A 22,389-nucleotide genomic window follows, 5' to 3' on the forward strand; every position below is an offset into this window, starting at 1 on the left:
TTTAATATATTTGTAGAATATTTTTTGAATTTCGGCTTGTCAACCCCATCTCGGCTGCGGTGGGTGGCTGCCCCGGGTGGCCGCATACAATCCGCAGTTCTTCCGTCCGCCAAGGGCGGCTTTCACCAAAGGGATTCCGACGTGTTTATTTCCAACGCTTTTGCCCAAGCCGCCCCGGCCGCTGCCGCCGGTAGCACCGAGTCCAGCTTGCTGAGCATGCTGCCGCTGGTGCTGATGTTTGTGGTGCTGTACTTCGTGATGATTCGCCCGCAGATGAAGCGTCAGAAGGAGCACAAGGCCATGATCGAGGCCCTGGCCAAGGGCGATGAAATCGTCACCTCCGGTGGCCTGCTGGGCAAAGTGTCCAAGCTCGGCGACAGCTTTGTGACCCTGGAAGTGGCAACCGGTGTCGAACTGCAGATCCAGCGCGGCGCGGTCGTACAGGTGCTGCCCAAAGGCACCGTCAAGTAATCCAGCTGCTAGGGGCGCGGCGCCGTCGGCGCGGGCCCCCAACCCATAGCCCGGCGCCATGTCTGTCATGGTGCCGGGTTCGCTTCAGGCGCTGACGCTGACTCGGCCTGAGAGGACGCACCATGAATCGTTATCCGCTGTGGAAGTACGCGATCCTTGTGATCGCGATGCTGATCGGCTTCATCTACACGCTGCCGAATTTCTTCGGCGAGGTGCCGGCCGTCCAGGTCTCCAGCGCCAAGGTCACCGTCAAGCTCGATGCCTCGATGGAGTCGCGGGTCGAGCAGGCGCTGAGTGCCGCCGGGATCAAGGCCGACTTCGTCGAGTTCGAGGGTAATTCGGTCAAGGCCCGCTTTGACAGCACCGATACGCAACTCAAGGCCAAGGACGTTATCAGCAAGGCGCTCAACCCGGATGCGAATGACCCGACTTACATCGTCGCGCTGAACCTGCTGTCGCGCTCGCCGCGCTGGCTGTCCAATTTGCATGCCTTCCCGATGTATCTGGGCCTGGATCTGCGCGGCGGCGTGCACTTCCTGATGCAGGTCGACATGAAGGCGGCGCTGACCAAGAAGGCCGAGTCGCTGACCGGCGACGTGCGCACCCTGCTGCGCGACAAGAACATCCGCCACGCTGGCATCAGCCGCGATGGCAATACCGTGGTGCTGGCCTTCCGAGACGCGGCGGCCATGACGGCGGCGCGCACCCTGCTGAGTGACCAGATTACCGATGTCCAATGGACGCCCGGCCAGACCGGCGACCAACCGACGCTGACCGGCGCGCTGAAGCCTCAAGCCCTGGTGCAGGTGCAGGAAACCGCACTGAAGCAGAACATCACCACCTTGCACAACCGCGTCAACGAACTCGGCACCTCCGAGCCGGTGATCCAGCAGCAGGGACTGGACCGCATCGTCGTGCAGCTGCCCGGCGTGCAGGACACGGCGCGCGCCAAAGACATCATCGGCCGCACCGCGACGCTGGAACTGCGCATGGTGGATGACAGCGCCGAGGCCCAGGCGGCCGTGGCCGGCAGCGGCCCGGTGCCCTTCGGCACCGAGCGCTATATCGACCGCGGTTTCGGCCCCATCATCGTCAAGCGCCAGGTGGTCATCACTGGCGACAACCTGGTTGACGCCCAGGCCGGTTTCGACGAAAACCAGCAGCCCGCTGTGCACCTGAACCTCGACGCTAAGGGCGCGCGGGTGATGAAGGACGTGACGCGCGAGAACATCGGCAAGCGCATGGCCATCCTGCTGTTCGAGAAGGGCAAGGGCGAGGTCGTGACCGCACCGGTGATCCGTGGCGAACTCGGCTCGCGCATGCAGATCTCGGGTGCGATGACGACGACCGAAGCCAGCGACACGGCCCTGCTGCTGCGCGCCGGCTCGCTGGCCGCGCCGATGGAGATCATCGAAGAGAAGACCATTGGCCCGACCCTGGGTGCCGAGAACATCGCGAAGGGCCTGGCCTCTGTGCTGTGGGGCTTTGTCGCGGTGGCCGTGTTCATGTGCATCTACTATGCGCTGTTCGGCGTGTTCTCCTCGCTGGCCCTGGCTTTCAATCTGCTGCTGCTGATCGCGGTGCTGTCGATGCTGCAGGCCACTTTGAGCCTGCCGGGCATGGCTGCCATCGCGCTGGTGCTAGGCATGGCGATCGACTCCAACGTGCTGATCAACGAGCGGGTACGCGAGGAGTTGCGCGCCGGCGCCGCGCCGCAGGCCGCCATCCATGCGGGCTACGAGCGGGCTTGGGCCACCATCTTTGACTCCAATGTGACGACCCTGATCGCTGGCGTCGCCTTGCTGGCCTTCGGCTCCGGCCCGGTCAAGGGCTTTGCGGTGGTGCACTGCCTGGGCATCCTGACCTCAATGTTCTCGTCGGTGGTGTTCTCGCGTGGCCTGGTCAATCTCTGGTACGGCCGCCAGAAGAAGCTCAAGTCAGTCTCTATCGGTCAGATCTGGAAGCCCGAGGCCGACGCGCCCAAGGCCTGAGGAAACATTCATGGAACTGTTCCGAATCAAACGGGATATCCCGTTCATGAAGCACGCGTTGCTGCTCAACGCGATCTCCTTCATCACCTTTGCCCTCGCGGTGTTCTTCCTGGTCACTCGCGGCCTGCACTTCTCGATCGAGTTCACCGGTGGTTCGGTGGTCGAGGTCGAATACGCGCAGACCGCCAATCTTGAGAAGACCCGCCACACCGTCGAGGCCATGGGCTTTGGCGAAGTGCAGGTTCAGAACTTCGGCACCTCACGCGATGTGATGATCCGCTTGCCGCTGCGCGGTGACGTCAAGCAGACCGAGCAGGTCGGCCTGGTGTTCGACGCGCTGTGCAAGGCCGAGAGCGGCACCGTCTCGCAGCGCGACATCGTCACTGACAAGGGCGAGTCGGTCAGCAAGCAGGTCTGCTTGACCGCCGCGCAGGCTGAGCCGATCAAGCTCTCGCGCTCCGAGGTGGTAGGCCCCGCGGTGGGCGCCGAGCTGGCGCAAGACGCCGCACTGGCGCTGACCTTTACCGTGGTCGGCATCATGATCTATCTGGCGCTGCGCTTTGAGTGGAAGTTCGCGGTGGCCGGCATCATCGCCAATCTACACGACGTCATCATCATCCTGGGCTTCTTTGCCTTCTTTCAGTGGGAGTTCTCACTGACGGTGCTGGCGGCCCTTCTGGCGGTGCTGGGCTACTCGGTTAACGAATCGGTGGTGATCTTCGACCGGGTGCGCGAGGTGTTCCGTAAGTTCCGCAAGCTGAACACCCACGAGGTCATCGACCACGCCATCACCAGCACCACCAGCCGCACCATCATCACGCACGGCTCTACGCAGCTGATGGTCTTGTCGATGCTGATATTCGGCGGGCCCTCGCTGCACTATTTCGCGGTGGCGCTGACCATCGGCATCTGCTTCGGCATCTACTCCTCGGTCTTCGTCGCTGCGGCGATCGCGATGTGGCTGGGCATCAAGCGCGAAGACCTGGTCAAGACACCGATCAACAAGGAAGATCCTGACGATCCGAACGCCGGAGCGGTGGTGTAGAGTCATTCGCATCACCTGCCTGAATTTTTGACGCATTCATGACCGACGCCGCCCGCAACAAAGCCTTGGCTTCGCAAGCGCGGCACGTCTATCTGGATGCCCTGGTACGCGGCCTGGCACCGGTTGTCGGGGTGCTCAACGAAGCTGCCCAGCAGTTGTTGTTGCTTCCGGCCGAGTACGCAGTGATGGTGGCGCGTCGCGACGGCGTGGCCGCCTGGATTCGCCAAGGCCCGGCCTGGCAAAGCGCCTTCGTTGCCGGTCTGCGCCACGCGGTCTCGCATGGCGTGGCCGAGGCCCGGCAGGCGATGGGGCGTGCCAGCCAGTCAGGCCCGCTCTCGCTGGTAGACGACGACACGATAGAGCGCGAGATCATCGGCTCGCGCCTGTCGCTGGCGATGATGGACAAGGCCTCGTGGGAGTTCACCGATCTGCGCACTCGCATGCACCAGTTGGAGCAGCTCGACGAGCTACCCGCCCACGACCTGCTGCGTGCCCCGGTGGTGGCCGGCCTGGCGCTCGATGCCTGGTATCGCAGCGGGCTCAGCCCCTCTGAATGGCAGATGCTCAAGAGCACGCTGCATGCCGAGTTCTCCCTGCTGCTGGGCGAGGCCTATCACGAGACCAATCGCTGGCTGATCCAGCAGGGCGTGCTGCCCGAGGTCGATCTGCGGCCCTTCATCCGACGTGCCGGCAATAGCGCGGCCGCGCATCGGCCCTCGATGCGCCAGGAGCTGAGCGGTGGCCATGACGAGACGCGCTACATGGCGCGCCAGGTAGCGCCGGTCGAGGTGGCCGCACGCAGCCAGGCCAGCCGCGCGGCCGACGAGGTGATGCAGCTCTTGCAGCGCGTGGTGGGCCGTCAGGTGCCAGGTTTTGCTGCCACGGTGTCGCCGTCGGCCGGCTATCGGAACGCATCGCCAGTCGACGCCGTGCCGTCGCGCCAGCCGGCGCCGGGCTCGGCGGGGCGGCCCAGTCAGATGGGCAGCGCATCGCCGCGCCTGGCGGCCGCGATCAATCATGCGCAAGAGGCATTGCAGCGCCGACCGCCCTTCGGCTCAGGCCCTGAGGCCGAGGCCCCGGCGCCTCAGCAGCTCGAAGAGATCAAGGCCCGCAACCAGGCTTTCAAGCAGGTGCTCAAGCAGGCCGCCGACACACCTGCGGAGCGCGCGACCATCGAGATTGTGGCGCTGCTGTTCCAGAGCATTCTGCAGGAGGAGCGCATCCCGGCTGCGGTACGGGTCTGGTTTGCGCGGCTGCAGATGCCTGTGCTGCGGGTGGCGGTCAGCGAGCCAGATTTTTTCGCCGAGGCCGAACATCCGGCGCGAGCGCTGATCGACCGTATGGGGTCCTGTGTGATGGGCTTCAACACCTCGGCCGGCAGCGGTGTCGGCGAGGCGCTGGAGCGCGAGATCAAGCGCATCGTCCAAGTCGTGGAGGCCTACCCCGACACCGGGCGGCGCGTGTTCCAGACCGTGCTGACCGAGTTCGAGAAGTTCCTCGATCACTATTTCGAGAACGAGAACCAGGCCTCGCGTAAAGGCGTGTCGCTGGCTCAGCAAGTCGAGCAGCGCGAGACGCTGGCTATCCAGTTCACGATCGAGTTGCGCAAGATGCTCAACGAGGTGCCGGTGCAGGACGGCGTGCGCGAATTCCTGTTCCATGTCTGGGCCGATGTGCTGGCCGTCACCGCGGTGCGCAGCGGTGCCCAGTCCGACAACACCAAGGCGATGAAGCGGGCCGCCGCTGACCTGATCTGGTCGGCCAGTGCTAAGGTCTCTCGGGAAGAGCGCGCGGAAGTGATACGTAGGCTGCCGCCGCTGCTTAAGACCTTGCGCGACGGCATGGGTCATGCCGGACTGCCGAGCGCCAAACAGGACGAGCAGATCCGTGCGCTGAACAATTCATTGGCGGCTGCCTTCACCGCCAAGACAGCCGCGATCCCGCGCGAGCGCCTGGACGAGCTGATGGACCAGTTGCAGGCGCTCGATGCGCTGCTTCCGGAAGCCGGCGGGCTGGAGATCAATGAATCGCTGGTGCGCGATCTGTCTGGCCACGAGAGCGAGGACCTGGAAGTAGTGGCCGAAGGCGGCTCCAGCCCGACGCCGGCGATGCTGGCATGGGCCAAGGAGCTGCAGGTCGGTGGCTGGTATATGTTGGACTATCGTGGCCGCAACGAGGCGGTGCAGCTGGCTTGGCGCGGCATGCGCCACCAGCTGACCCTGTTCGTGTCACCGAAGGGGCGCGGCGTGCTGTTCCAGCTGAGCCGTCTGGCGGCCTTCCTGCAAGCCGGCCTGCTGCTGCCGGCACAGGATGAGGCGTTGACGGTCAAGGCGACAAGAAATGCCTTGGCCAAGTTGGATGTGGACCCTTCCCGCCTGCTCAATTGAGAGCGAGGTTGGGACAGGCTAGTGGATGAGCCTGTCTTCCGGTGCGACGAAGAGCTCATCGAGAATGAGCGCGTCAGGCTCCTCGCCCAGGCTCCAGAACACCATTAGCACGATGATCTTGAGGTCTTCGAGATCCATCGGGGCGCCGGGAATGGCCATCGCGCGGTCGATCACCATCTCGCGCATTGGCGGCGGCAGCACGCCGGCGGACTCCAGGAAGCTCACGAAACCGACCGAGGGCTCGCCCAGGTGGTCCAGCTCATCGACCGAATAGACCCGCTGGCTCAGCGCTCCTTGCTCGCCGTGATAGGACTGGGCCGCCTCGGCCAGGCCGTCCAGCCAGGACAGGGCTTCCTGGATTTCGTCGCTCTCGAAGCCTACGGCCGACAATTTGCGCGTCAGCTGGGCGTGATCTGGGCAGGCGTCGGGCCGCCAGTAGGTTTCGTAGAGATAGACGAGCACGTCAAACATGAATCGACTATAACCCAGGCCCCCCAGGCCCAGGCGCGCGAAACCCGGGCCGAAAACCCGCTTTTGCGGCAGATATGGACCGAATATGGGCCGATTCAGGCCTGGCCTTGGCGCTGAAACAGCTGGCCAGGCAGCCGGGTCACCGCACCGCTGAGCTCCAAGTCCAGCAGCAGCGCATTGAGCTGGGCGGTCGACCAGCCGCCGCGCGCCTGCAGCGCGTCCAGGCTGACCGGTTCATAGCCCATCGCGGCCAGCACCAGGCCCTTCTCGCCGTCTGGCTCGGGCGGATCGGCCGGCTGTTCGTCCCGCAGGCTTTCTCTGATCGACGCCGTGGTGCGCGAGGGTCGCAGCTCTTTGAGCACGTCCTCGACGCGCGCGATCGGCTTGGCGCCCTGTCGAAGCAGCTGCTGGCCGCCCTTGCTGCACGGTGCGTGGCTCGAGCCGGGCACGGCAAACACCGGGCGGCCGGCTTCGGCGGCCAGCCGGGCGGTGATCATTGAACCCGAGCGCGGCGCCGCCTCGACGACCAGGCAGCCGCGCGCGAGCCCAGCAATGATGCGATTCCGGCGCAGGAAGTTGGCCTGCGTCGGCGGGGAGCCCAGCGAGTACTCGCTCAGCAGCAGGCCGCGCTCTGCGATCTCGTCGGCCAGGCGCTGGGGGCTGCTCGGGTAGATCTGGTCCAGCCCGCTGCCCAGCACGGCGATGGTGCCGCAAGCGCCTTTCAGCGCGCCGGCGTGGGCCGCGGCCTCGATGCCCAAAGCCAGGCCTGAGACGACGGTCAGCCCCGCTTGTCCCAGTGAGTGTGCGAGCTCATGGGCTTTTTCCCGTCCTTGCGGGGTCGGCCTGCGGCTGCCGATGATAGCCAGGGACTCGGCCGCCAGCAGCTCGCGCCGGCCGATCAGATAGAGCAGCAGCGGCGGGTCGGCAGTTTGTAGCAGGGCTGCTGGATAGTCGGCATCACCGAGCACCAGCACATCACGGCGCCGATCGCCTTGCAGCCAGGCCCAAGTTCGATCGATCAGGCTTAGCAGCTCGTCGCTGGGCTTGCCCAGCGCCTGGGCCGGTCCGGCGGCGACCCACTGCTGTCGAGTGAGGACCGCAGCGCCAATCACGGCCTGCGGCGAGCCCAGGCCGGCCAGCAGCCGGCGTGCGCCCGCCAGGCCCACTCCCGGTGTTTCCAGCAGTTGCAGCCAGGCGGCCAGCTCGCTGCGCTCCATCTGCGCGTCTGGACCGGTTAGCCCGCGCTAGGGCTGGGTGAAGCGGTCGCCGGCCGAGACAGGGTCCTGTACCGAGATGATCAGCGCATAGGAGACGCGCTGATAGACCTGGAACACGAAGAGCACGCCATGGCGCTCGTTGGGCAGCTTGATGTCTTCGCGCTTCTCGCCGGTGCGGTCCACCATGCGGCGGCCGTCGCGCCAAAGCGCCAGCACATGACCGCGCTCCATGCCGTCGCGGGCGCCGCGATTCAACGCGACGATCTGGTTCTGACCGGCGTTCAGCGCGTCGCCGTAGATTGAGACGATCTGGCCGGAGATTGGATTGGCCGGCGCATGCGGCACATAGCGCGCAAAGCTGCGCTGCGGCACTGGCGAGAGCCGGTCGCCGACGCCAATCTCCTGGCGCGTGGTCTTGATCACCAGAGTGGCCGGGATCACGTCCACCTTGCCGTCGGCCAGCTGGCGGTCTTCGGCCGGGCGGCTCAGCTCGGCCGTGCCCAAATAGGGCGCTTCGTAGCCGAGGATCTCGCGCGTGGTGGGGTCGCGCAGCGGCACGGTGTTGCGAAACACCCGGTAGTCGGTGGCTTGGCTGAGGTCGCCGCGTGCATAGGCCAGATCGCCTTTGGCCAGCAGCACATGGCCTTCTTGGGTCGCGACGATGCGCGGCGCCCGCGCCAGTTCATCGCTGTCGAACACTACGGCATCGGTCAGAAAGGGTTCGATCAGGTGCTGCGGGATCGCGGTGATCGGGTTCTCGTCATGCCGGCTAGAGCGGATCTGCGGCGACAGCTTGACAGTGCCGCCATCGCCCGCGCCGGCGCCGCGCGCAAGCTGCAGGCTGGCGCGGCCATTGCTCTTGACAAGCAGCAAGACCTGACCTGGGTAGATCATGTGCGGATTGCTGATCTGGTCGCGGTTCATGCCCCAGAGCTCGGGCCAGCGCCAGGGGCTGGTCAGAAAGAGCTTGGAGATGTCCCACAAGGTGTCGCCAGGCTTGACGGTGTGGCTGTCTGGCGCGTTGGGCGAGAGCTCGGACAGCGGCACGCCGGCCTGGGCCACCCGCGCAGCGGTCTGGCGCTGATCTGCGGTGATGGGGTAGCTGGTGGCCGAGGCGGAAATGCCGACCAGGGTCAGGGCCAGCGCTGCCAGGCAGCTGGCAGGGTGGGGGAGTTGGGGCCGCCTCTGGGTCATCAAGAAATCTCCCGCGCCTTCTGCCTCGCAGCGCGGCGCTGTCTCAGCTAAAAAATGTTCGGCATGCACACCGAATGGACCGCTTCAAGCGGGTATTGCTCAAGATCGGCGAAAATCCGCTTGGCTTGAGACGATTTTGCCCCCAATCAGGGGTGGTCGCAATGAAAGCGTCCGGTGCCCTGATGCTCTTGCACGCTCTTACAAACAGGCGTTGTGCGTTGTCCACAGCCCGGGCCGCCCCCTTAGCACCAAAGAGGCGGCCATAAACCTTGAAGATGTCCATGGCGATACTGAATATTCTGAGATACCCCGATGCCCGTCTGCACACGGTGGCCAAGCCGGTCACTGAGGTCGACGATCGCATTCGCACCCTGGTCGACGATATGTTGGAGACCATGTATGCGGCCGAAGGCGTGGGCCTGGCCGCGACCCAGGTCGATGTGCATGAGCGCGTCATCGTGATGGACACCTCGGAAGGCCGCAACGAGCCGCGTGTGCTGATCAACCCGGAGCTGGTCGCCCACAGCGATGGTTGGGTCGACGGCGAGGAGGGCTGCTTGTCGGTGCCGGCCATCTATGACAAGGTCCCGCGCCATGCCAAGGTCACCGTGCGGTCGCTGGGTCGCGACGGCCAGCCCCATGAGTTCGAGGCCGAGGGCCTGCTGGCCGTCTGCGTCCAGCACGAGATGGATCATCTGATGGGCAAGGTCTTTGTCGAGTACCTGAGTCCGCTCAAGCGAGAGCGCATCAAAAGCAAGATGGTCAAGAAGACGCGCGAAGAGCAGTCGCGTCGGCGTTGAGGCGGTCCATGCGCGTCGTCTTCGCCGGAACCCCCGAGTTCGCCAAACAAGCGCTGGCCTGTCTGCGGGCGGCCGGCCACGAGATTGCGCTGGTGCTGAGCCAGCCTGACCGACCTGCCGGTCGGGGCATGAAGTTGCAGGCCTCGCCGGTCAAGCAGTTCGCCGTCGATCACGGCATCGCGGTGGCCCAGCCGCGCAGCCTGCGCCTGGATGGCAAGTACCCCGAGGAAGCGGCCGCCGCACGCCAGGCCTTGCTGGACGCGCGGCCCGATGTGATGGTGGTGGCCGCCTACGGCCTGATCCTGCCTCAGTGGGTGCTGGACCTGCCCAGGCTGGGCTGCCTGAACATCCACGCTTCCTTGCTGCCGCGCTGGCGTGGCGCCGCGCCCATCCACCGCGCGATCGAGGCCGGTGATGCCCGGACTGGCATCACCATCATGCAAATGGACGCCGGCCTGGACACCGGTGACATGCTGCTGGTCGAGTCCTTGGACATCGCGCCGCAGGAGAGCACCGCGACCCTGCATGACCGTCTGGCGGCGCAGGGCGGGCGCCTGATCGTCCAAGCGCTGGAGCTGGCGGGGCAGGGGGCGTTGCGGCCGATGGTGCAGCCGGCCGAGGGCGTCTGTTATGCCCACAAGATCGAGAAAGCCGAGGGCCAGATCGATTGGGCCGAGCCAGCCGCGCAGATCGAGCGCCGGCTGCGCGCTTTCGATCCCTTCCCGGGTGGCCAGACCCAGTTGGAAGGCGAAATCCTGAAATGCTGGCGAGCCGAGCTGGCTGAACGGCCCCAGGGTCAGGGCCAGCCCGGTGAAGTGCTGGCGGCCGACGAGCGCGGTCTGCTGGTGGCCTGCGGCGAACAGGCCTTGCGGCTGATCGAGTTGCAGCGCGCCGGTGGCAAGCGCCTGCCGGCTCAGGCTTTTTTGCAGGCCCGGCCGGTGGCGGTCGGCAGCCGTTTCATCACGCCGACGGCTTGAATTTGGAGGGTGGTCACCCCATCTGCGGACCACAAAGGAGCTAGACGACATGTTCAATCTGATGAAGACCGCCATTTTGATGGCCGCCATCACCGCCCTGTTCATGGCTATCGGCGCCATGCTGGGTGGACAGAGCGGCATGTTGCTGGCCCTGGCCGTGGCCGTGGCAATGAATTTCTTCAGCTACTGGTTCTCGGACAAGATGGTGCTGAAGATGTACAACGCGCAGCAGGTCGACGAGACCTCGGCGCCGCAGTTTTACGCCATGGTGCGCGAGCTTGCCGCCAAGGCCCAGCTGCCCATGCCCAAGGTTTACATCATCCGCGAGGATGCGCCGAACGCATTTGCAACCGGGCGCAACCCGGAGAATGCTGCCGTTGCCGCGACGACCGGCATCATGCGCGTGCTCAGCGAGCGTGAGCTGCGCGGCGTGATGGCGCACGAGCTGGCCCATGTGAAGCACCGCGACATCCTGATCAGCACGGTCAGCGCGACGATGGCCGGCGCGATCTCGATGCTGGCCAATTTTGCGATGTTCTTCGGCGGGCGCGACAGCGAAGGCCGGCCGGCCAACCCCATCGTCAGCATCCTGGTGATGATTCTGGCGCCCATCGCCGCCAGCCTGATCCAGATGGCCATCAGCCGGGCTCGCGAGTTCGAGGCCGACCGTGGCGGCGCTGAGATCTCCGGCGATCCGCAGGCCCTTGCCTCGGCGCTGGAGAAGATTCAGCGCTATGCCAAGGGCATCCCGATGGAAGCGGCCGAGCGCCACCCCGAGACTGCCCAGATGATGATCATGAACCCGCTGTCCGCTGGCGGTATCAAGGGTTTGTTCAGCACCCATCCGGCCACCGAGGAGCGGGTCGCCCGCTTGCTGGAGATGGCCCGGCGCTGAGCGCGGGCAGCGGCTCAAGACCTGGCCCCAGGGGCCGATAATGGGGCGATGAAGGCCTTATTTTCCCTCTATCCCGTATTGCTAGCCTCCCTGTTGCTGGCTGGCTGCGAGCAATTGGGCATCGAAGACCCGGCCAAGGCCGCCGCCAACAAGGAGGCCGAGGGCAAGGCCATCGGCAGCGCCTGCCGCCATGCGATGCGGGCGATCGAGGATTGCTACTTACTCAATCCCAGGGCGCAGAAGGCGGCGGTGTTTGCCGGCTGGCGCGAGATGGACGAGTACATGCGGGAGAACAAGCTCGAGGGCGTAGCGCCGGTCGTGCCCCGCCCCGGCGCGACCAAGCCAGCCGATGACGGCGATGTCGAGACCGAGCCCAAGGGTGCGTCTCGCGAGGCGAGCCGCCCCGCAGCATCGCGCTGAGCCGCAGCTCGCGGGTTTTGAATTGCAGTTGGTCGCGTCGCGCTGGGGCAGCGTGCTGCGCTGAGCCATGATTGCGGCACTGCAATCAAAACCGAGGAGATCCTGCTATGAATACCTACGGCCGCCGTACTGCCATTGCCGCGCTGGCCCTGGCCGGGCTGAGCGCCACTGGGGCGACCCAGGCCTGGAGCTGGCCTTTTGGCGGGGAGCGCGTCAAGGGCTCTGGGGATCTGGCCAGCGAGACGCGCAAGCCGGGCAGCTTCGACGCCATCGCGCTGAGCGGCAACTTCAAGCTGCGAGTGCGCCAGGCCGGCGAGGATGCCGTGGAACTCAAGGCCGATCGCAACCTGCTGCCCCTCATCGAGACCGAGCTCAATGGCAGCACTCTGGAGGTGCGCGCCAAGAAGGGTTACCAGCTGTCCAGCGACCGACCCATCCTGTTGGTGGTGGACATGGTGGTGCTCAAGAGGGTCACGATTGGCGGTTCAGGGGATGTGCTGGTGGAGTCCATGAAGACGCCGCAGCTGGACGTCAGCATCGGTGGATCGGGCGACGTTAGCTTCGCCCAGCTGATCAGCGAACAGGCTGTCTTCTCGGTCTCGGGTTCGGGCAATATCGAAGCCAAGGGGCGCGTCAATGGTCTGAAGATCTCGGTGGCCGGCAGCGGCGACGTCAAGACCATCGAGCTGATGGCCGATGAGGTCAAGGTCAGCATCGCCGGCTCGGGCGATGCCCGTGTTCAGGCCAACAAGCAGCTCAAGGTCAGCATCGCCGGCTCCGGCGATGTGCGCTATGTGGGCTCGCCCGAAATTAGCAGCTCGGTGGCCGGTAGCGGCTCGATCAAGCGCCTGGGCAACTGACGCTAAACGCACAGGGCGGCGCCATGCCGCCCGCCTTGCGCCGACAATCGGCCCATGCGGGCTGTTGTATTGAACTATCTGGCGCTGACGCGCGACCCCGAGTTTCGCCGCGGAGCGCGTGAGATGATGGGTATTACGCTGGGCATCTCGGCCTGGGGCCTGGTGACCGGTGTGGCCATGGTCAAGAGCGGGCTGTCGGTCTGGATGGCCTTGCTGATGAGTCTGGTGGTGTTCGCCGGCAGCTCGCAGCTGGCCGCACTGCCGCTGATCGCGGCCGGTGCACCGCTGTGGGTGCTGTGGGCGACGGCCTTCTGCGTCAATCTGCGCTTTGTGATCTTCAGCACCCAGTGGCGCATGTATTTTGGCCATCTGCCGCGCGCCCGGCGAATGAAGATCGCCTACTTCGCCGCCGACTTGAACTATGTCGCCTTCCTCAAGCGCTTTCCCGACGGCAAGCCTGCGCCCGAGCAGGAGCCGTATTTCTGGGGCGGGGTGGCGCTGAACTGGTGCGCTTGGCAGATTCCGTCGATCGCCGGCATTCTCTTGGCCAACCATGTGCCGACCGAGTGGGGCCTGGGTTTTGCCGGCGTGCTGGCTCTGCTGGGCCTGTCCTACTCGCTGCTGAAGGACCGCAACACCTGGGTCACCGCCGCAGTGGCCGGCTGCGCGGCCGTGGCAGCCTATGCCCTGCCATTGCGCCTGAACATCATCGTGGCGATCGCCGTGGCGGTGGCTGTGGGCCTGATGATGGAGAAATGGCTGCCCGAAGGGGCACGAGGGGGGAAGCAAGCATGAACTGGTGGGAGACCACGCTGGCCATCTTGGGCATGGGGGCCATCACCTTGCTGACGCGCGCCTTCTTCCTGATTCCGAAGAATGAGTTGCCGCTGCCGGACTGGCTCAAGCAGGGCCTGCGCTATGCGCCGCTGGCCGCGCTAGCGGCCGTCATCGTGCCGGAGATTGTGATGAGCCAAGGCGAGCTGATCTCGACCTGGAAAGATGCAAGGCTCTATGCCACCGCAGTCGGCACCGCCTATTTCTTCTGGAAGGGCGGCATCCTCGGCACCATCATCAGCGGCACGTCCGTGATGCTTGCGCTGCGCATCGGCCTCGGTTGGTAACCGGCCTGTTGTCGTGCCCTTGGTAAGCTAGAGGGCAGGGCGCACGACGCCACGGTCTTCCAACTTGAGCCTTTGATTCCCATGAACGTTTTGCGCTTCTCCGATCTGGTCGCCGCTGGCAAGCTGTCCGGCCAGCGCGTCTTCATCCGTGCCGACCTCAATGTGCCGCAGGACGATGCCGGCAACATCACCGAGGACACACGCATCCGCGCGTCCATCCCTTGCATCGAGTTGGCACTGAAGGCCGGCGCTGCGGTGATGGTGACCTCGCATCTGGGTCGCCCCACTGAGGGCGAGTTCAAGCCCGAAGACTCGCTGGCGCCGATCGCCAAACGCATGGGCGAGCTGATGGGCCGCGAGATCGCTGTCGTCGCCGACTGGGTCGACGGCGTCACGGTCGCGCCTGGCCAGTTGGTGCTGTTGGAAAACTGCCGCGTCAACAAGGGCGAGAAGAAGAACAACGAAGAGCTGGCCAGGAAGATGGCCAAGCTCTGCGATATCTATGTCAACGACGCCTTCGGTACCGCTCACCGCGCCGAGGGCACAACCTACGGCATCGCTCAGTTCGCACCCATCGCCTGCGCCGGCCCGCTGCTGGCGGCCGAGATCGATGCGATCAGCAAGGCCCTGGCCGAACCCAAGCGCCCGCTGGTCGCCATCGTCGCCGGCTCCAAGGTCTCGACCAAGCTGACCATCCTGAAGGCGCTGTCCGACAAGGTCGACGGCCTGATTGTCGGCGGCGGCATCGCCAACACCTTCATGCTGGCGGCCGGACTGAAGATCGGCAAGTCGCTGGCCGAGCCCGACCTGATCGGCGAGGCCAAGGCCGTGATCGATGCGATGAGCGCGCGCGGTGCTGCCGTGCCAATCCCGGTCGACGTGGTGACGGCCAAGCGGTTTGCCGCCGATGCCCAGGCCACCGTCAAGGCCGCCAGCGAGGTGGCCGACGACGACCTGATCCTGGACATCGGCCCGAAGACTGCAGCCATCCTGGCCACTCAGCTGAAGGCGGCCGGCACCATCGTCTGGAACGGTCCGGTCGGCGTGTTTGAGTTCGACGCCTTTGCCGGCGGCACCGAGGCCATCGCCCGCGCGATCGCCGAGTCCAGCGCCTTCAGCATCGCCGGAGGTGGCGACACGCTGGCCGCGATCGCCAAATACGGCATCGACAAGGACGTGGGTTATATCTCCACAGGCGGCGGGGCCTTCCTGGAGGTGCTGGAGGGTAAGACCCTGCCGGCCCTCGAGATCTTGGCCAAGCGCGCAGCAGCTTGATATGAACAGGGGCTTCGGCCCCTTTCTTCATTGTGGCCTCATTGCCATCTTTGCATGCCAGTTAAAACACTCGGCATCGGCATGCGCGGCGAACAGGAGTAATCTCACCGGCCCCACAAGAGGAGACCTGGATGAGCAAAACCCTGTCGCCGGCTGAAGCCGCCTTGCGCGAAGCTGCGCTCGAGTACCACCGCAGCCCGACTCGCGGCAAGATCTCGGTCACGCCCACCAAGGCCCTGTCGAATCAGCGCGATTTGTCGCTGGCCTACTCGCCCGGCGTCGCCTATCCCTGCCTAGACATCGAGCAAGACCCGACCCTGGCGGCCGAGTACACCTCGCGCGGCAATCTGGTCGGCGTGATCACCAATGGCACGGCGGTGCTGGGCCTGGGTGATATCGGCCCGCTGGCGGCCAAGCCGGTGATGGAGGGCAAGGGCTGCCTCTTCAAGAAGTTCGCCGGCATCGATGTGTTCGACATCGAACTGGCCGAGCGCGACCCGGATAAGCTGGTCGAGATCATCGCGGCGATGGAGCCGACCCTGGGCGGTATCAATCTGGAAGACATCAAGGCGCCGGAGTGCTTCTACATCGAGAGGAAGCTGCGCGAGCGCATGAACATCCCGGTCTTCCACGACGACCAGCACGGCACGGCCATCATCAGCGCGGCGGCCCTGCTCAACGGCCTTGAGCTGGTGGGCAAGGACATCGCCAAGGTCAAGCTGGTGACCTCCGGTGCGGGCGCGGCGGCGATCGCCTGCCTGGATGTGATGGTCGGCCTGGGCGTGGCTCGCCAGAACATCTTCGTCGTCGACTCCAAGGGCGTGATCCGCGAAGGACGTGGTGACAAGCTTGACGAGAGCAAGCAGCGCTACTGCCAGCAGACCGAGGCCAAGACCCTGGCCGATGTGGTGGCCGGCGCCGATGTCTTTCTTGGCTGCTCGGCCCCGGGCGTGCTGACGGCCGAGATGGTCAAGACCATGGCCGAGCGACCGATCATCCTGGCCCTGGCCAATCCCGAGCCCGAGATCCGGCCCGAGCTGGCCAAGGCCGTGCGACCAGACTGCATCATCGCCACCGGCCGTTCGGACTATCCGAACCAGGTCAATAACGTCCTGTGCTTCCCGTATATTTTCCGCGGCGCGCTGGACTGCGGCGCAACCAAGATCACCGAGGAAATGAAACTGGCCTGCGTGCGCGAGATCGCGGAGCTGGCCAAGGCGGAGACCAGCGACGAGGTGGCGGCCGCCTACGCCGGCGAGGAACTGGCCTTCGGCCCCGACTACCTGATTCCCAAGCCCTTCGATGCCCGGCTGATCCTGCGCATCGCGCCTGCGGTGGCGCGGGCGGCAGAAGCCTCTGGGGTTGCGACCCGGCCGATCAAGGATCTGGACGCCTACCGCCAGGAGCTGTCGCGTTTTGTCTACCAGACCGGCATGTTCATGCGGCCGGTGTTTGCGGCGGCCAAAGCCAATCCCGCGCGGGTGATCTACGCCGAGGGCGAGGACGAGCGGGTGCTGCGCGCGGTGCAGGTGGCGCTGGACGAGGGCCTGGTCAAGCCGACCCTGATCGGCCGCCCCGAAGTGATCGCAATGCGCATCCAGCGCGCCGGCCTGCGCTTGCAGCTGGGTGGCGATGTCGCGGTGATCGACCCGGAGAACGACGCGCGCTTTCGCCAGTACTGGGAGGCCTATCACCAGATCATGGGCCGGCGCGGCTTCACGCCCGAGGCGGCCAAGGCGGCGGTGCGGCGCTCCAACACCACCATCGGCGCGCTGGCCATCAAGCTGGGCGATGCCGACGCGATGATCTGCGGCATGGTGGGCCGTTTCGACAGCCATCTGGAGCATGTCTACGAGCTGATCGGCCTGAAGCCCGGGGCACGCAGCTTTGCGACGATGAACGCGGTGATGCTGGAGAAGCAGACCCTGTTCATCACCGACACCTTCGTCAACGACAGCCCCGATGCAGAACAGCTGGCCGAGATCGCCGCCATGGCGGCCGAGGAGGTGCAGCGCTTTGGCCTGCCGCCCAAGCTGGCCTTTGTCTCACACTCGATGTTCGGCTCCAGCAAGAGGCCCTCGGCCGTCAAGATGCGGCGTGCGCACGAGCTGTTCGCGGCCGCCCATCCGGAGATCGAGAGCGACGGCGAGATGCACGGCGATGCGGCGCTCAGCGAGGCTGTGCGTCAGACCTTCCTGCCCGATAGCAAGCTCAAGGGCTCAGCCAATTTGCTGGTGTTGCCGACGCTGGACGCAGCCAACATCCTCTTCAATGTGCTGAAGATCAGTGCCGGCCAGGGCGTCACGGTCGGGCCCATCCTCTTGGGGACGGCAGCGCCGGTGCACATCCTGACGCCCTCGGCCACGGTGCGACGCATCGTCAACATGACGGCGCTGGCTGTTGCGGATGTGCTCGCGTCAAAGGGATGAAACCGCGTGAAACCATTGCCGGCGTCCTGATGCGGCCCATAATCGCTCGCCCGTAACTAAATTCCAGCGAGACCGCTTCATCATGACCCGTGCCACCAAGATCGTCGCCACCCTGGGGCCTGCCTCCTCGTCGCCCGAAGTGCTGGAGCGCATGATTCGGGCAGGCGTCGATGTCGTGCGGTTGAACTTCTCGCACGGAAAGGCGCAGGACCATATCGACCGCGCCCACCTGGTGCGCCAAGCGGCCCGAGCGGCCGGCAAGCAGGTCGCCATCATGGCCGATCTGCAGGGCCCGAAGATCCGCGTGGGCAAATTCGAGCACGGCAAGATCGAGCTGATCAACGGCACGCCCTTCATTCTCGATGCCGACCGCGTCGAGCTCGGCAACGAGCAGGCCGTGGGCCTGGACTACAAGGAGCTGCCGCGCGACGTGAAACCGGGCGACACCCTCTTGCTCAACGACGGCCTGCTGGTACTGACCGTCGAGGCCGTCAAGGGCGCGGCGGTGCACACCATCGTCAAGGTCGGCGGCGAGTTGTCCAATAACAAGGGCATCAACAAGCAGGGCGGCGGCCTAACGGCGCCGGCGCTGACCGGCAAGGACATGGAAGACATCAAGACGGCAATGAGCTTCCAGGCCGAGTATGTGGCAGTCAGCTTCCCGAAGAACGCCACCGATATGGAGATGGCACGCCAGCTCTGCAATGTGGCCGGCGAGCCCTATCGACACAAGCCGGGCCTGATCGCCAAAATTGAGCGCTCCGAGGCGATCCCGCATCTGGAAGCCATCCTGAAGGCCAGCGACGGCATCATGGTGGCGCGCGGCGATCTGGCGGTCGAGGTTGGCAATGCGGCCGTGCCTGCGCTGCAAAAGCGCATGATCAAAATGGCTCGCGAGCTCGACAAGGTGGCGATCACCGCGACGCAGATGATGGAGTCGATGATCGTCAACCCGGTGCCGACCCGCGCTGAGGTGTCCGACGTCGCCAACGCGGTGCTGGACGGCACCGATGCGGTGATGCTGAGTGCCGAAACGGCCGCTGGCAAATACCCGGTCGAGACCATAGAGCAGATGGCCGCAATCGCGCTGGAAGCCGAGCGCGCCGAGTTTGTCAGCTTGGACACCGATTTCGCCGGCCGCCAGTTCGGTCGCATCGACCAGAGCATCGCGATGGGCGCTCTGTTCACCGCCTACCACCTGGGCTGCAAGGCGATTGTCGCGCTGACCGAATCCGGTTCGACCGCGCTGTGGATGAGCCGTCACCGCATCCAGGTGCCGATTTTCGCGCTGACCACACAAGAGCTCAGCCAGAGCAAGATGTGCCTGTATCGCAATGTGCGGCCGCTCCTGATGCCGCGCTTCGATGACCGCGACGCTGCACTGGCGGCGGCCGAGCGCCTGCTGGTGGAACAGGGTGCGCTGATGCCCGGCGACACCTATGCGATCACCTGCGGCGAGCCGATGGGCTATCCGGGCGGCACCAATATGCTGAAGGTCTGCAGGGTGGGCTGATCAGCTGTTCTGCGCGCTCTTGACCAGGGCCGCGATGCGCGGTGTCATATGGGTAGGCAGCAGTTCCACTTCCTTGTGCGCCCGCGCGAACACGCGGAACAGCTCGTCGGCGAAGCCATGGCCGACATCGGCTACGCCATCGAAGCTGATCTCGGCGCGCTTGAACATCGGTAGCCGGGCGGCAACGCGCCGCGCTTGCGCGCGTGAATCAAGCGGCTGGCCCGGGCCGGCCAAGAGCCTCAAGGCAATCGTCGTCTGGTCGAACTCGATGCCATCGCCCGCCGTGCTCCAGGCTTCCAATACTTGATCGAGCGTGCGCTTGGTGTCCAGCGCGATCGCCATATAGATCGAGCTGCCCTGGCGCGGCAGCGGGCGGCCACGCTGCCAGCCGGTTGACTCCCAGGCGCGGCGCTGGAAGGCGGTGTTGTTGGCATGGATGTCGAACACATCGGCCAGCTGGGAGCTGAAGAATAGGCCGCGACCGGTGTGCATCTCCGGCTGGCTGGTCAGCCGCCCCTTGCTGAGTTCCAGCATCGCGTGCTGGGCATCGGCAATATCAAAAGCGGAACAGATCTTGTCGAACACGCCGCAGCCGTCGTCCGAGACCAGCAGCTGCACATGGCTGGGGGTCTGGCGCAGCGAGACGGTGACACTGGAGCCGCCGCTGTGGTCAGCCGCGTTGTTGACCAGCTCGGTGAAGCCATGCTGGATCATCCGGGCCACATGGGGCGGCAGATCAAAATTGGGTGCAAAGTCGCGCTGCCACGGCAAGTCCTCCTGCAGGCCGTGCAGCGTGTAGCTGCGCGCCACCTGGCGTAGCAGGCCGGGGGCAAAGACCGGGCGGCGGCTCGTGCCGCTGCGCGTGAGCCAATGGGCTTCGACCAGGCGGCGCAGCGCCGCCTGCACGGCGCGGCGGCTGGCGCCGGTGCGCTCCTCCACGTGCGCGGCCAGGTCATGCGAGTGCTCGCGCGCTGCGGCGCTGATCCAGAGGGTCAGGTGGTCAATGGCTAGGCGTGTCATGGCAGGGCTCCCACCCGAGTGTGCCCCGGACACCCCGCGCAGTACGCGGCGAAAAGGGCCCGAAAACATCGCGCTGAGCCTAGCGGCAGGCCTGTTTAGCCGCAAGCGCGCTTGTACCGACCCGTATCCAGGGGGCATGGATGTCTTGGCGATAGGGCGCCGTTAGAATCAGTCGCAGTTACGGCGGGGTTACCTTGGGCCGCGCCTGCAAGAATTCTTCAACTTTAGCGAGGATATTCCTCATGGCTCTCGTCTCCATGCGTCAGTTGCTGGACCATGCCGCCGAACACGGCTACGGCATCCCGGCCTTCAACGTCAACAACCTTGAGCAGGTTCAGGCCGTGATGGCGGCTGCCGACGAGGTCGGCGCGCCCGTCATCCTTCAGGCTTCGGCAGGCGCCCGCAAGTACGCCGGCGAGGCCTTCATCAAGCACCTGATCCAGGCTGCCGTCGAGGCTTACCCTCACATCCCGCTGGTGATGCACCAGGACCACGGCACCAGTCCAAAGGTCTGCGAGGGCGCGATCAATCTGGGCTTTGGCTCGGTGATGATGGACGGCTCGCTGATGGAGGACGGAAAGACTCCCGCCTCGTTCGAGTACAACATGGAGGTGACCCGTAAGGTCGTCGAGATGTCGCACAAGGTCGGTGTTACCGTCGAGGGCGAGCTGGGTTGCCTGGGCAATCTGGAAACCGGCGAAGCCGGCGAGGAAGATGGCATCGGCGCCGAGGGCAAGCTGGACCACAGCCAGATGCTGACCGACCCCGAGGAGGCCGCTGTCTTCGTCAAGGCCACCCAGCTGGACGCGCTGGCCATCGCCATCGGCACCAGCCACGGCGCCTATAAATTCTCGCGCAAGCCCACCGGCGACATCTTGGCCATCGGCCGGGTCAAAGAAATCCACAAGCGCATTCCAAACACCCATCTGGTGATGCACGGCTCGTCCAGCGTGCCGCAGGAGCTGCTGGCCATCATCAACCAGTACGGCGGCAAGATGAAGGAGACCTTCGGCGTGCCGGTCGAGGAAATTCAGGAAGCCATCAAGCACGGCGTGCGCAAGATCAATATCGACACCGACATCCGTCTGGCGATGACCGGCGCGGTTCGCAAGTTCCTGGCCGAAAACCCCGAGAAGTTCGATGCCCGAGAGTGGCTCAAGCCCGCCCGTGAGGCCGCTAAGCTGGTCTGCAAGGCGCGTTATCTGGAGTTCGGCGGCGAGGGTCAGGCCGGCAAGATCAAGCCGCGCAGCCTGGTCGACATCGCTGGCGCCTACTCGCGTGGCGAGCTGAACCAGGTCGTCCAGTAAACCGGGGTCAGCGCCACGCCCGTGCGAAGCCCGCCTCGGCGGGCTTTTTAACGTCCTAAAATCCGGCCCTTGCTCAGGAAACTCCCCATCATGACCGCTGCCCTGCTCGAATCCTCGCTGACTTCGCTTCCCCTGATCGCCCGTGGCAAGGTGCGCGAGAACTATGCGGTCGGCGCAGACCGCATCCTGATGATCGCCAGCGACCGGCTGTCGGCCTTCGACGTCATCATGGGCGAGCCGATCCCGGGCAAAGGCGCGCTGCTGACGCAAATGGCGCTGTTCTGGTTCGACAAGCTGGACGGCATCGTGCCCAACCACCTGACCGGCGAGGACCCGCTGTCTGCGGTCAGCAGCGCGGCTGAAAAAGCCCAGGTCCAGGATCGCGCCATGCTGGTCAAGCGCCTGAAGCCGCTGCCGGTCGAGGCGGTGGTGCGTGGCTACCTGGCCGGCAGCGGCTGGGCCGAGTATCAGAAGAATGGCCAGGTTTGCGGCGTCGTGCTGCCGGCCGGACTACAGAACGCCTCCAAGCTGCCCGCACCGATCTTCACGCCGGCCACCAAGGCAGAGATGGGTGATCACGACGAGAACATTTCCTTCGACAAGATGGTCGAGATCATCGGCCTCGACCTGGCCACGCGGGTGCGCGACGTCTCGATTGCGCTCTACCAACGCGCTGCAGACTATGCCCTCACCAAGGGCATCATCATTGCCGACACGAAGTTCGAGTTCGGCCTGGATACCGATGGCACGCTGACGCTGATGGACGAGGTGCTGACGCCCGACTCTTCGCGCTACTGGCCGATCGAGAGCTATGCCGTGGGCATCAACCCGCCCAGTTATGACAAGCAGTTCGTGCGCGACTGGCTGGAGCAGGCCCAGGTGGACGGCAAGCCCTGGGGCAAGACCGCGCCAGCGCCGGCCTTGCCGGCGGAGGTGATCGCCAAGACCGCCGCCAAGTACCGCGAGGCGCTGGAACGCCTGACGCGCTGAGCCCCC

Annotated in this window: 20 protein-coding genes; 16 read left to right on the top strand and 4 right to left on the bottom strand. The window is 65.3% G+C overall.

The features are described 5' to 3' along the window. Positions 1-141: 141 nt before the first annotated feature. The 4 genes from yajC (at position 142) to OOZ63_RS02585 (ending at position 5,894) form a co-directional block, all read left to right on the top strand. Positions 142-471, top strand: a complete 330-nt coding sequence (yajC, locus tag OOZ63_RS02570) for a preprotein translocase subunit YajC (protein ID WP_137944688.1) — start codon at positions 142-144, stop codon at positions 469-471. A 122-nt stretch (positions 472-593) separates the two neighbouring features. Beyond that, positions 594-2,462 carry a protein translocase subunit SecD gene (gene secD, locus OOZ63_RS02575; RefSeq protein WP_266003710.1) on the top strand — a complete coding sequence of 623 codons (1,869 nt, stop codon included), beginning with the start codon at positions 594-596 and terminating at the stop codon, positions 2,460-2,462. A 10-nt stretch (positions 2,463-2,472) separates the two neighbouring features. Beyond that, complete coding sequence (gene secF, locus OOZ63_RS02580) at positions 2,473-3,507, top strand: protein translocase subunit SecF (protein ID WP_266003711.1); 1,035 nt, start codon at positions 2,473-2,475, stop codon at positions 3,505-3,507. A 38-nt stretch (positions 3,508-3,545) separates the two neighbouring features. Next, positions 3,546-5,894 carry a DUF1631 family protein gene (locus OOZ63_RS02585; RefSeq protein WP_266003712.1) on the top strand — a complete coding sequence of 783 codons (2,349 nt, stop codon included), beginning with the start codon at positions 3,546-3,548 and terminating at the stop codon, positions 5,892-5,894. Positions 5,895-5,912: 18 nt separating this feature from the next. Here the strand turns inward: OOZ63_RS02585 and OOZ63_RS02590 are convergent, their stop codons facing one another. The 3 genes from OOZ63_RS02590 to OOZ63_RS02600 form a co-directional block, all read right to left on the bottom strand. Continuing rightward, complete coding sequence (locus tag OOZ63_RS02590; protein WP_266003713.1) at positions 5,913-6,365, bottom strand: DUF494 family protein; 453 nt, start codon at positions 6,363-6,365, stop codon at positions 5,913-5,915. Positions 6,366-6,460: 95 nt separating this feature from the next. Continuing rightward, positions 6,461-7,582 (bottom strand): DNA-processing protein DprA, encoded by a 1,122-nt coding sequence (dprA, locus tag OOZ63_RS02595; protein ID WP_266003714.1) that lies wholly within the window; start codon positions 7,580-7,582, stop codon positions 6,461-6,463. A gap of 27 nt (positions 7,583-7,609) precedes the next feature. Continuing rightward, entirely contained in the window at positions 7,610-8,776 is a 1,167-nt protein-coding gene (locus tag OOZ63_RS02600; protein ID WP_266003715.1) for a LysM peptidoglycan-binding domain-containing protein, read from the bottom strand. Between the two features lie 281 nt (positions 8,777-9,057). Between OOZ63_RS02600 and def the strand changes: the two genes are divergently transcribed. From def to pyk, 10 genes are all read left to right on the top strand, one after another. Next, positions 9,058-9,576, top strand: coding sequence for a peptide deformylase (gene def / locus OOZ63_RS02605; RefSeq protein WP_266003716.1), 519 nt, complete (start codon positions 9,058-9,060; stop codon positions 9,574-9,576). A gap of 8 nt (positions 9,577-9,584) precedes the next feature. Continuing rightward, on the top strand, positions 9,585-10,553 hold the full coding sequence (fmt, locus tag OOZ63_RS02610; RefSeq protein ID WP_266003717.1) for a methionyl-tRNA formyltransferase: 969 nt from the start codon (positions 9,585-9,587) through the stop codon (positions 10,551-10,553). 49 nt (positions 10,554-10,602) lie between these two features. After that, positions 10,603-11,448, top strand: a complete 846-nt coding sequence (gene htpX / locus OOZ63_RS02615) for a zinc metalloprotease HtpX (protein ID WP_266003718.1) — start codon at positions 10,603-10,605, stop codon at positions 11,446-11,448. 78 nt (positions 11,449-11,526) lie between these two features. After that, positions 11,527-11,868 (top strand): hypothetical protein, encoded by a 342-nt coding sequence (locus OOZ63_RS02620; RefSeq protein WP_416234677.1) that lies wholly within the window; start codon positions 11,527-11,529, stop codon positions 11,866-11,868. A 107-nt stretch (positions 11,869-11,975) separates the two neighbouring features. Further along, positions 11,976-12,728 carry a head GIN domain-containing protein gene (locus OOZ63_RS02625; protein ID WP_266003720.1) on the top strand — a complete coding sequence of 251 codons (753 nt, stop codon included), beginning with the start codon at positions 11,976-11,978 and terminating at the stop codon, positions 12,726-12,728. A 54-nt stretch (positions 12,729-12,782) separates the two neighbouring features. Beyond that, positions 12,783-13,523 (top strand): AzlC family ABC transporter permease, encoded by a 741-nt coding sequence (locus tag OOZ63_RS02630; RefSeq protein ID WP_266003721.1) that lies wholly within the window; start codon positions 12,783-12,785, stop codon positions 13,521-13,523. After that, positions 13,520-13,849 carry an AzlD domain-containing protein gene (locus OOZ63_RS02635; protein WP_266003722.1) on the top strand — a complete coding sequence of 110 codons (330 nt, stop codon included), beginning with the start codon at positions 13,520-13,522 and terminating at the stop codon, positions 13,847-13,849. The genes OOZ63_RS02630 and OOZ63_RS02635 overlap by 4 nt, the downstream gene beginning before the upstream one ends. A gap of 81 nt (positions 13,850-13,930) precedes the next feature. Further along, positions 13,931-15,124, top strand: a complete 1,194-nt coding sequence (locus OOZ63_RS02640; RefSeq protein ID WP_266003723.1) for a phosphoglycerate kinase — start codon at positions 13,931-13,933, stop codon at positions 15,122-15,124. Positions 15,125-15,255: 131 nt separating this feature from the next. Then, entirely contained in the window at positions 15,256-17,553 is a 2,298-nt protein-coding gene (locus OOZ63_RS02645; protein ID WP_266003724.1) for an NADP-dependent malic enzyme, read from the top strand. Positions 17,554-17,635: 82 nt separating this feature from the next. Next, positions 17,636-19,066 carry a pyruvate kinase gene (gene pyk / locus OOZ63_RS02650; RefSeq protein ID WP_266003725.1) on the top strand — a complete coding sequence of 477 codons (1,431 nt, stop codon included), beginning with the start codon at positions 17,636-17,638 and terminating at the stop codon, positions 19,064-19,066. Here the strand turns inward: pyk and OOZ63_RS02655 are convergent, their stop codons facing one another. Next, complete coding sequence (locus OOZ63_RS02655) at positions 19,067-20,086, bottom strand: STAS-like domain-containing protein (protein WP_266003727.1); 1,020 nt, start codon at positions 20,084-20,086, stop codon at positions 19,067-19,069. 242 nt (positions 20,087-20,328) lie between these two features. Here OOZ63_RS02655 and fba point away from each other — a divergent pair, with 242 nt between their 5' ends. Beyond that, positions 20,329-21,393 (top strand): class II fructose-bisphosphate aldolase, encoded by a 1,065-nt coding sequence (gene fba, locus OOZ63_RS02660; protein ID WP_266003728.1) that lies wholly within the window; start codon positions 20,329-20,331, stop codon positions 21,391-21,393. Positions 21,394-21,483: 90 nt separating this feature from the next. Further along, a complete protein-coding gene (locus tag OOZ63_RS02665; protein ID WP_266003729.1) occupies positions 21,484-22,383 on the top strand; it encodes a phosphoribosylaminoimidazolesuccinocarboxamide synthase in 900 nt (299 codons plus the stop codon). The last annotated feature ends 6 nt before the right edge of the window (positions 22,384-22,389 follow it).

The sequence above is a fragment of the Paucibacter sp. PLA-PC-4 genome (genome assembly GCF_026241155.1).
Taxonomy (GTDB): Bacteria; Pseudomonadota; Gammaproteobacteria; order Burkholderiales; family Burkholderiaceae_C; genus Roseateles_E.

Excerpts from the sequence above, each read along its gene's own strand:
- OOZ63_RS02630 (WP_266003721.1), top strand. The coding sequence starts at position 12,783 with ATGCGGGCTGTTGTATTGAACTATCTGGCGCTGACGCGCGACCCCGAG.
- secD (WP_266003710.1), top strand. The coding sequence starts at position 594 with ATGAATCGTTATCCGCTGTGGAAGTACGCGATCCTTGTGATCGCGATG.
- htpX (WP_266003718.1), top strand. The coding sequence starts at position 10,603 with ATGTTCAATCTGATGAAGACCGCCATTTTGATGGCCGCCATCACCGCC.
- fmt (WP_266003717.1), top strand. The coding sequence starts at position 9,585 with ATGCGCGTCGTCTTCGCCGGAACCCCCGAGTTCGCCAAACAAGCGCTG.
- OOZ63_RS02585 (WP_266003712.1), top strand. The coding sequence starts at position 3,546 with ATGACCGACGCCGCCCGCAACAAAGCCTTGGCTTCGCAAGCGCGGCAC.
- dprA (WP_266003714.1), bottom strand. The coding sequence starts at position 7,582 with ATGGAGCGCAGCGAGCTGGCCGCCTGGCTGCAACTGCTGGAAACACCG.
- OOZ63_RS02600 (WP_266003715.1), bottom strand. The coding sequence starts at position 8,776 with ATGACCCAGAGGCGGCCCCAACTCCCCCACCCTGCCAGCTGCCTGGCA.
- OOZ63_RS02655 (WP_266003727.1), bottom strand. The coding sequence starts at position 20,086 with ATGACACGCCTAGCCATTGACCACCTGACCCTCTGGATCAGCGCCGCA.
- pyk (WP_266003725.1), top strand. The coding sequence starts at position 17,636 with ATGACCCGTGCCACCAAGATCGTCGCCACCCTGGGGCCTGCCTCCTCG.
- secF (WP_266003711.1), top strand. The coding sequence starts at position 2,473 with ATGGAACTGTTCCGAATCAAACGGGATATCCCGTTCATGAAGCACGCG.
- fba (WP_266003728.1), top strand. The coding sequence starts at position 20,329 with ATGGCTCTCGTCTCCATGCGTCAGTTGCTGGACCATGCCGCCGAACAC.
- def (WP_266003716.1), top strand. The coding sequence starts at position 9,058 with ATGGCGATACTGAATATTCTGAGATACCCCGATGCCCGTCTGCACACG.
- OOZ63_RS02645 (WP_266003724.1), top strand. The coding sequence starts at position 15,256 with ATGAGCAAAACCCTGTCGCCGGCTGAAGCCGCCTTGCGCGAAGCTGCG.
- OOZ63_RS02665 (WP_266003729.1), top strand. The coding sequence starts at position 21,484 with ATGACCGCTGCCCTGCTCGAATCCTCGCTGACTTCGCTTCCCCTGATC.
- OOZ63_RS02635 (WP_266003722.1), top strand. The coding sequence starts at position 13,520 with ATGAACTGGTGGGAGACCACGCTGGCCATCTTGGGCATGGGGGCCATC.
- OOZ63_RS02640 (WP_266003723.1), top strand. The coding sequence starts at position 13,931 with ATGAACGTTTTGCGCTTCTCCGATCTGGTCGCCGCTGGCAAGCTGTCC.
- OOZ63_RS02590 (WP_266003713.1), bottom strand. The coding sequence starts at position 6,365 with ATGTTTGACGTGCTCGTCTATCTCTACGAAACCTACTGGCGGCCCGAC.
- OOZ63_RS02625 (WP_266003720.1), top strand. The coding sequence starts at position 11,976 with ATGAATACCTACGGCCGCCGTACTGCCATTGCCGCGCTGGCCCTGGCC.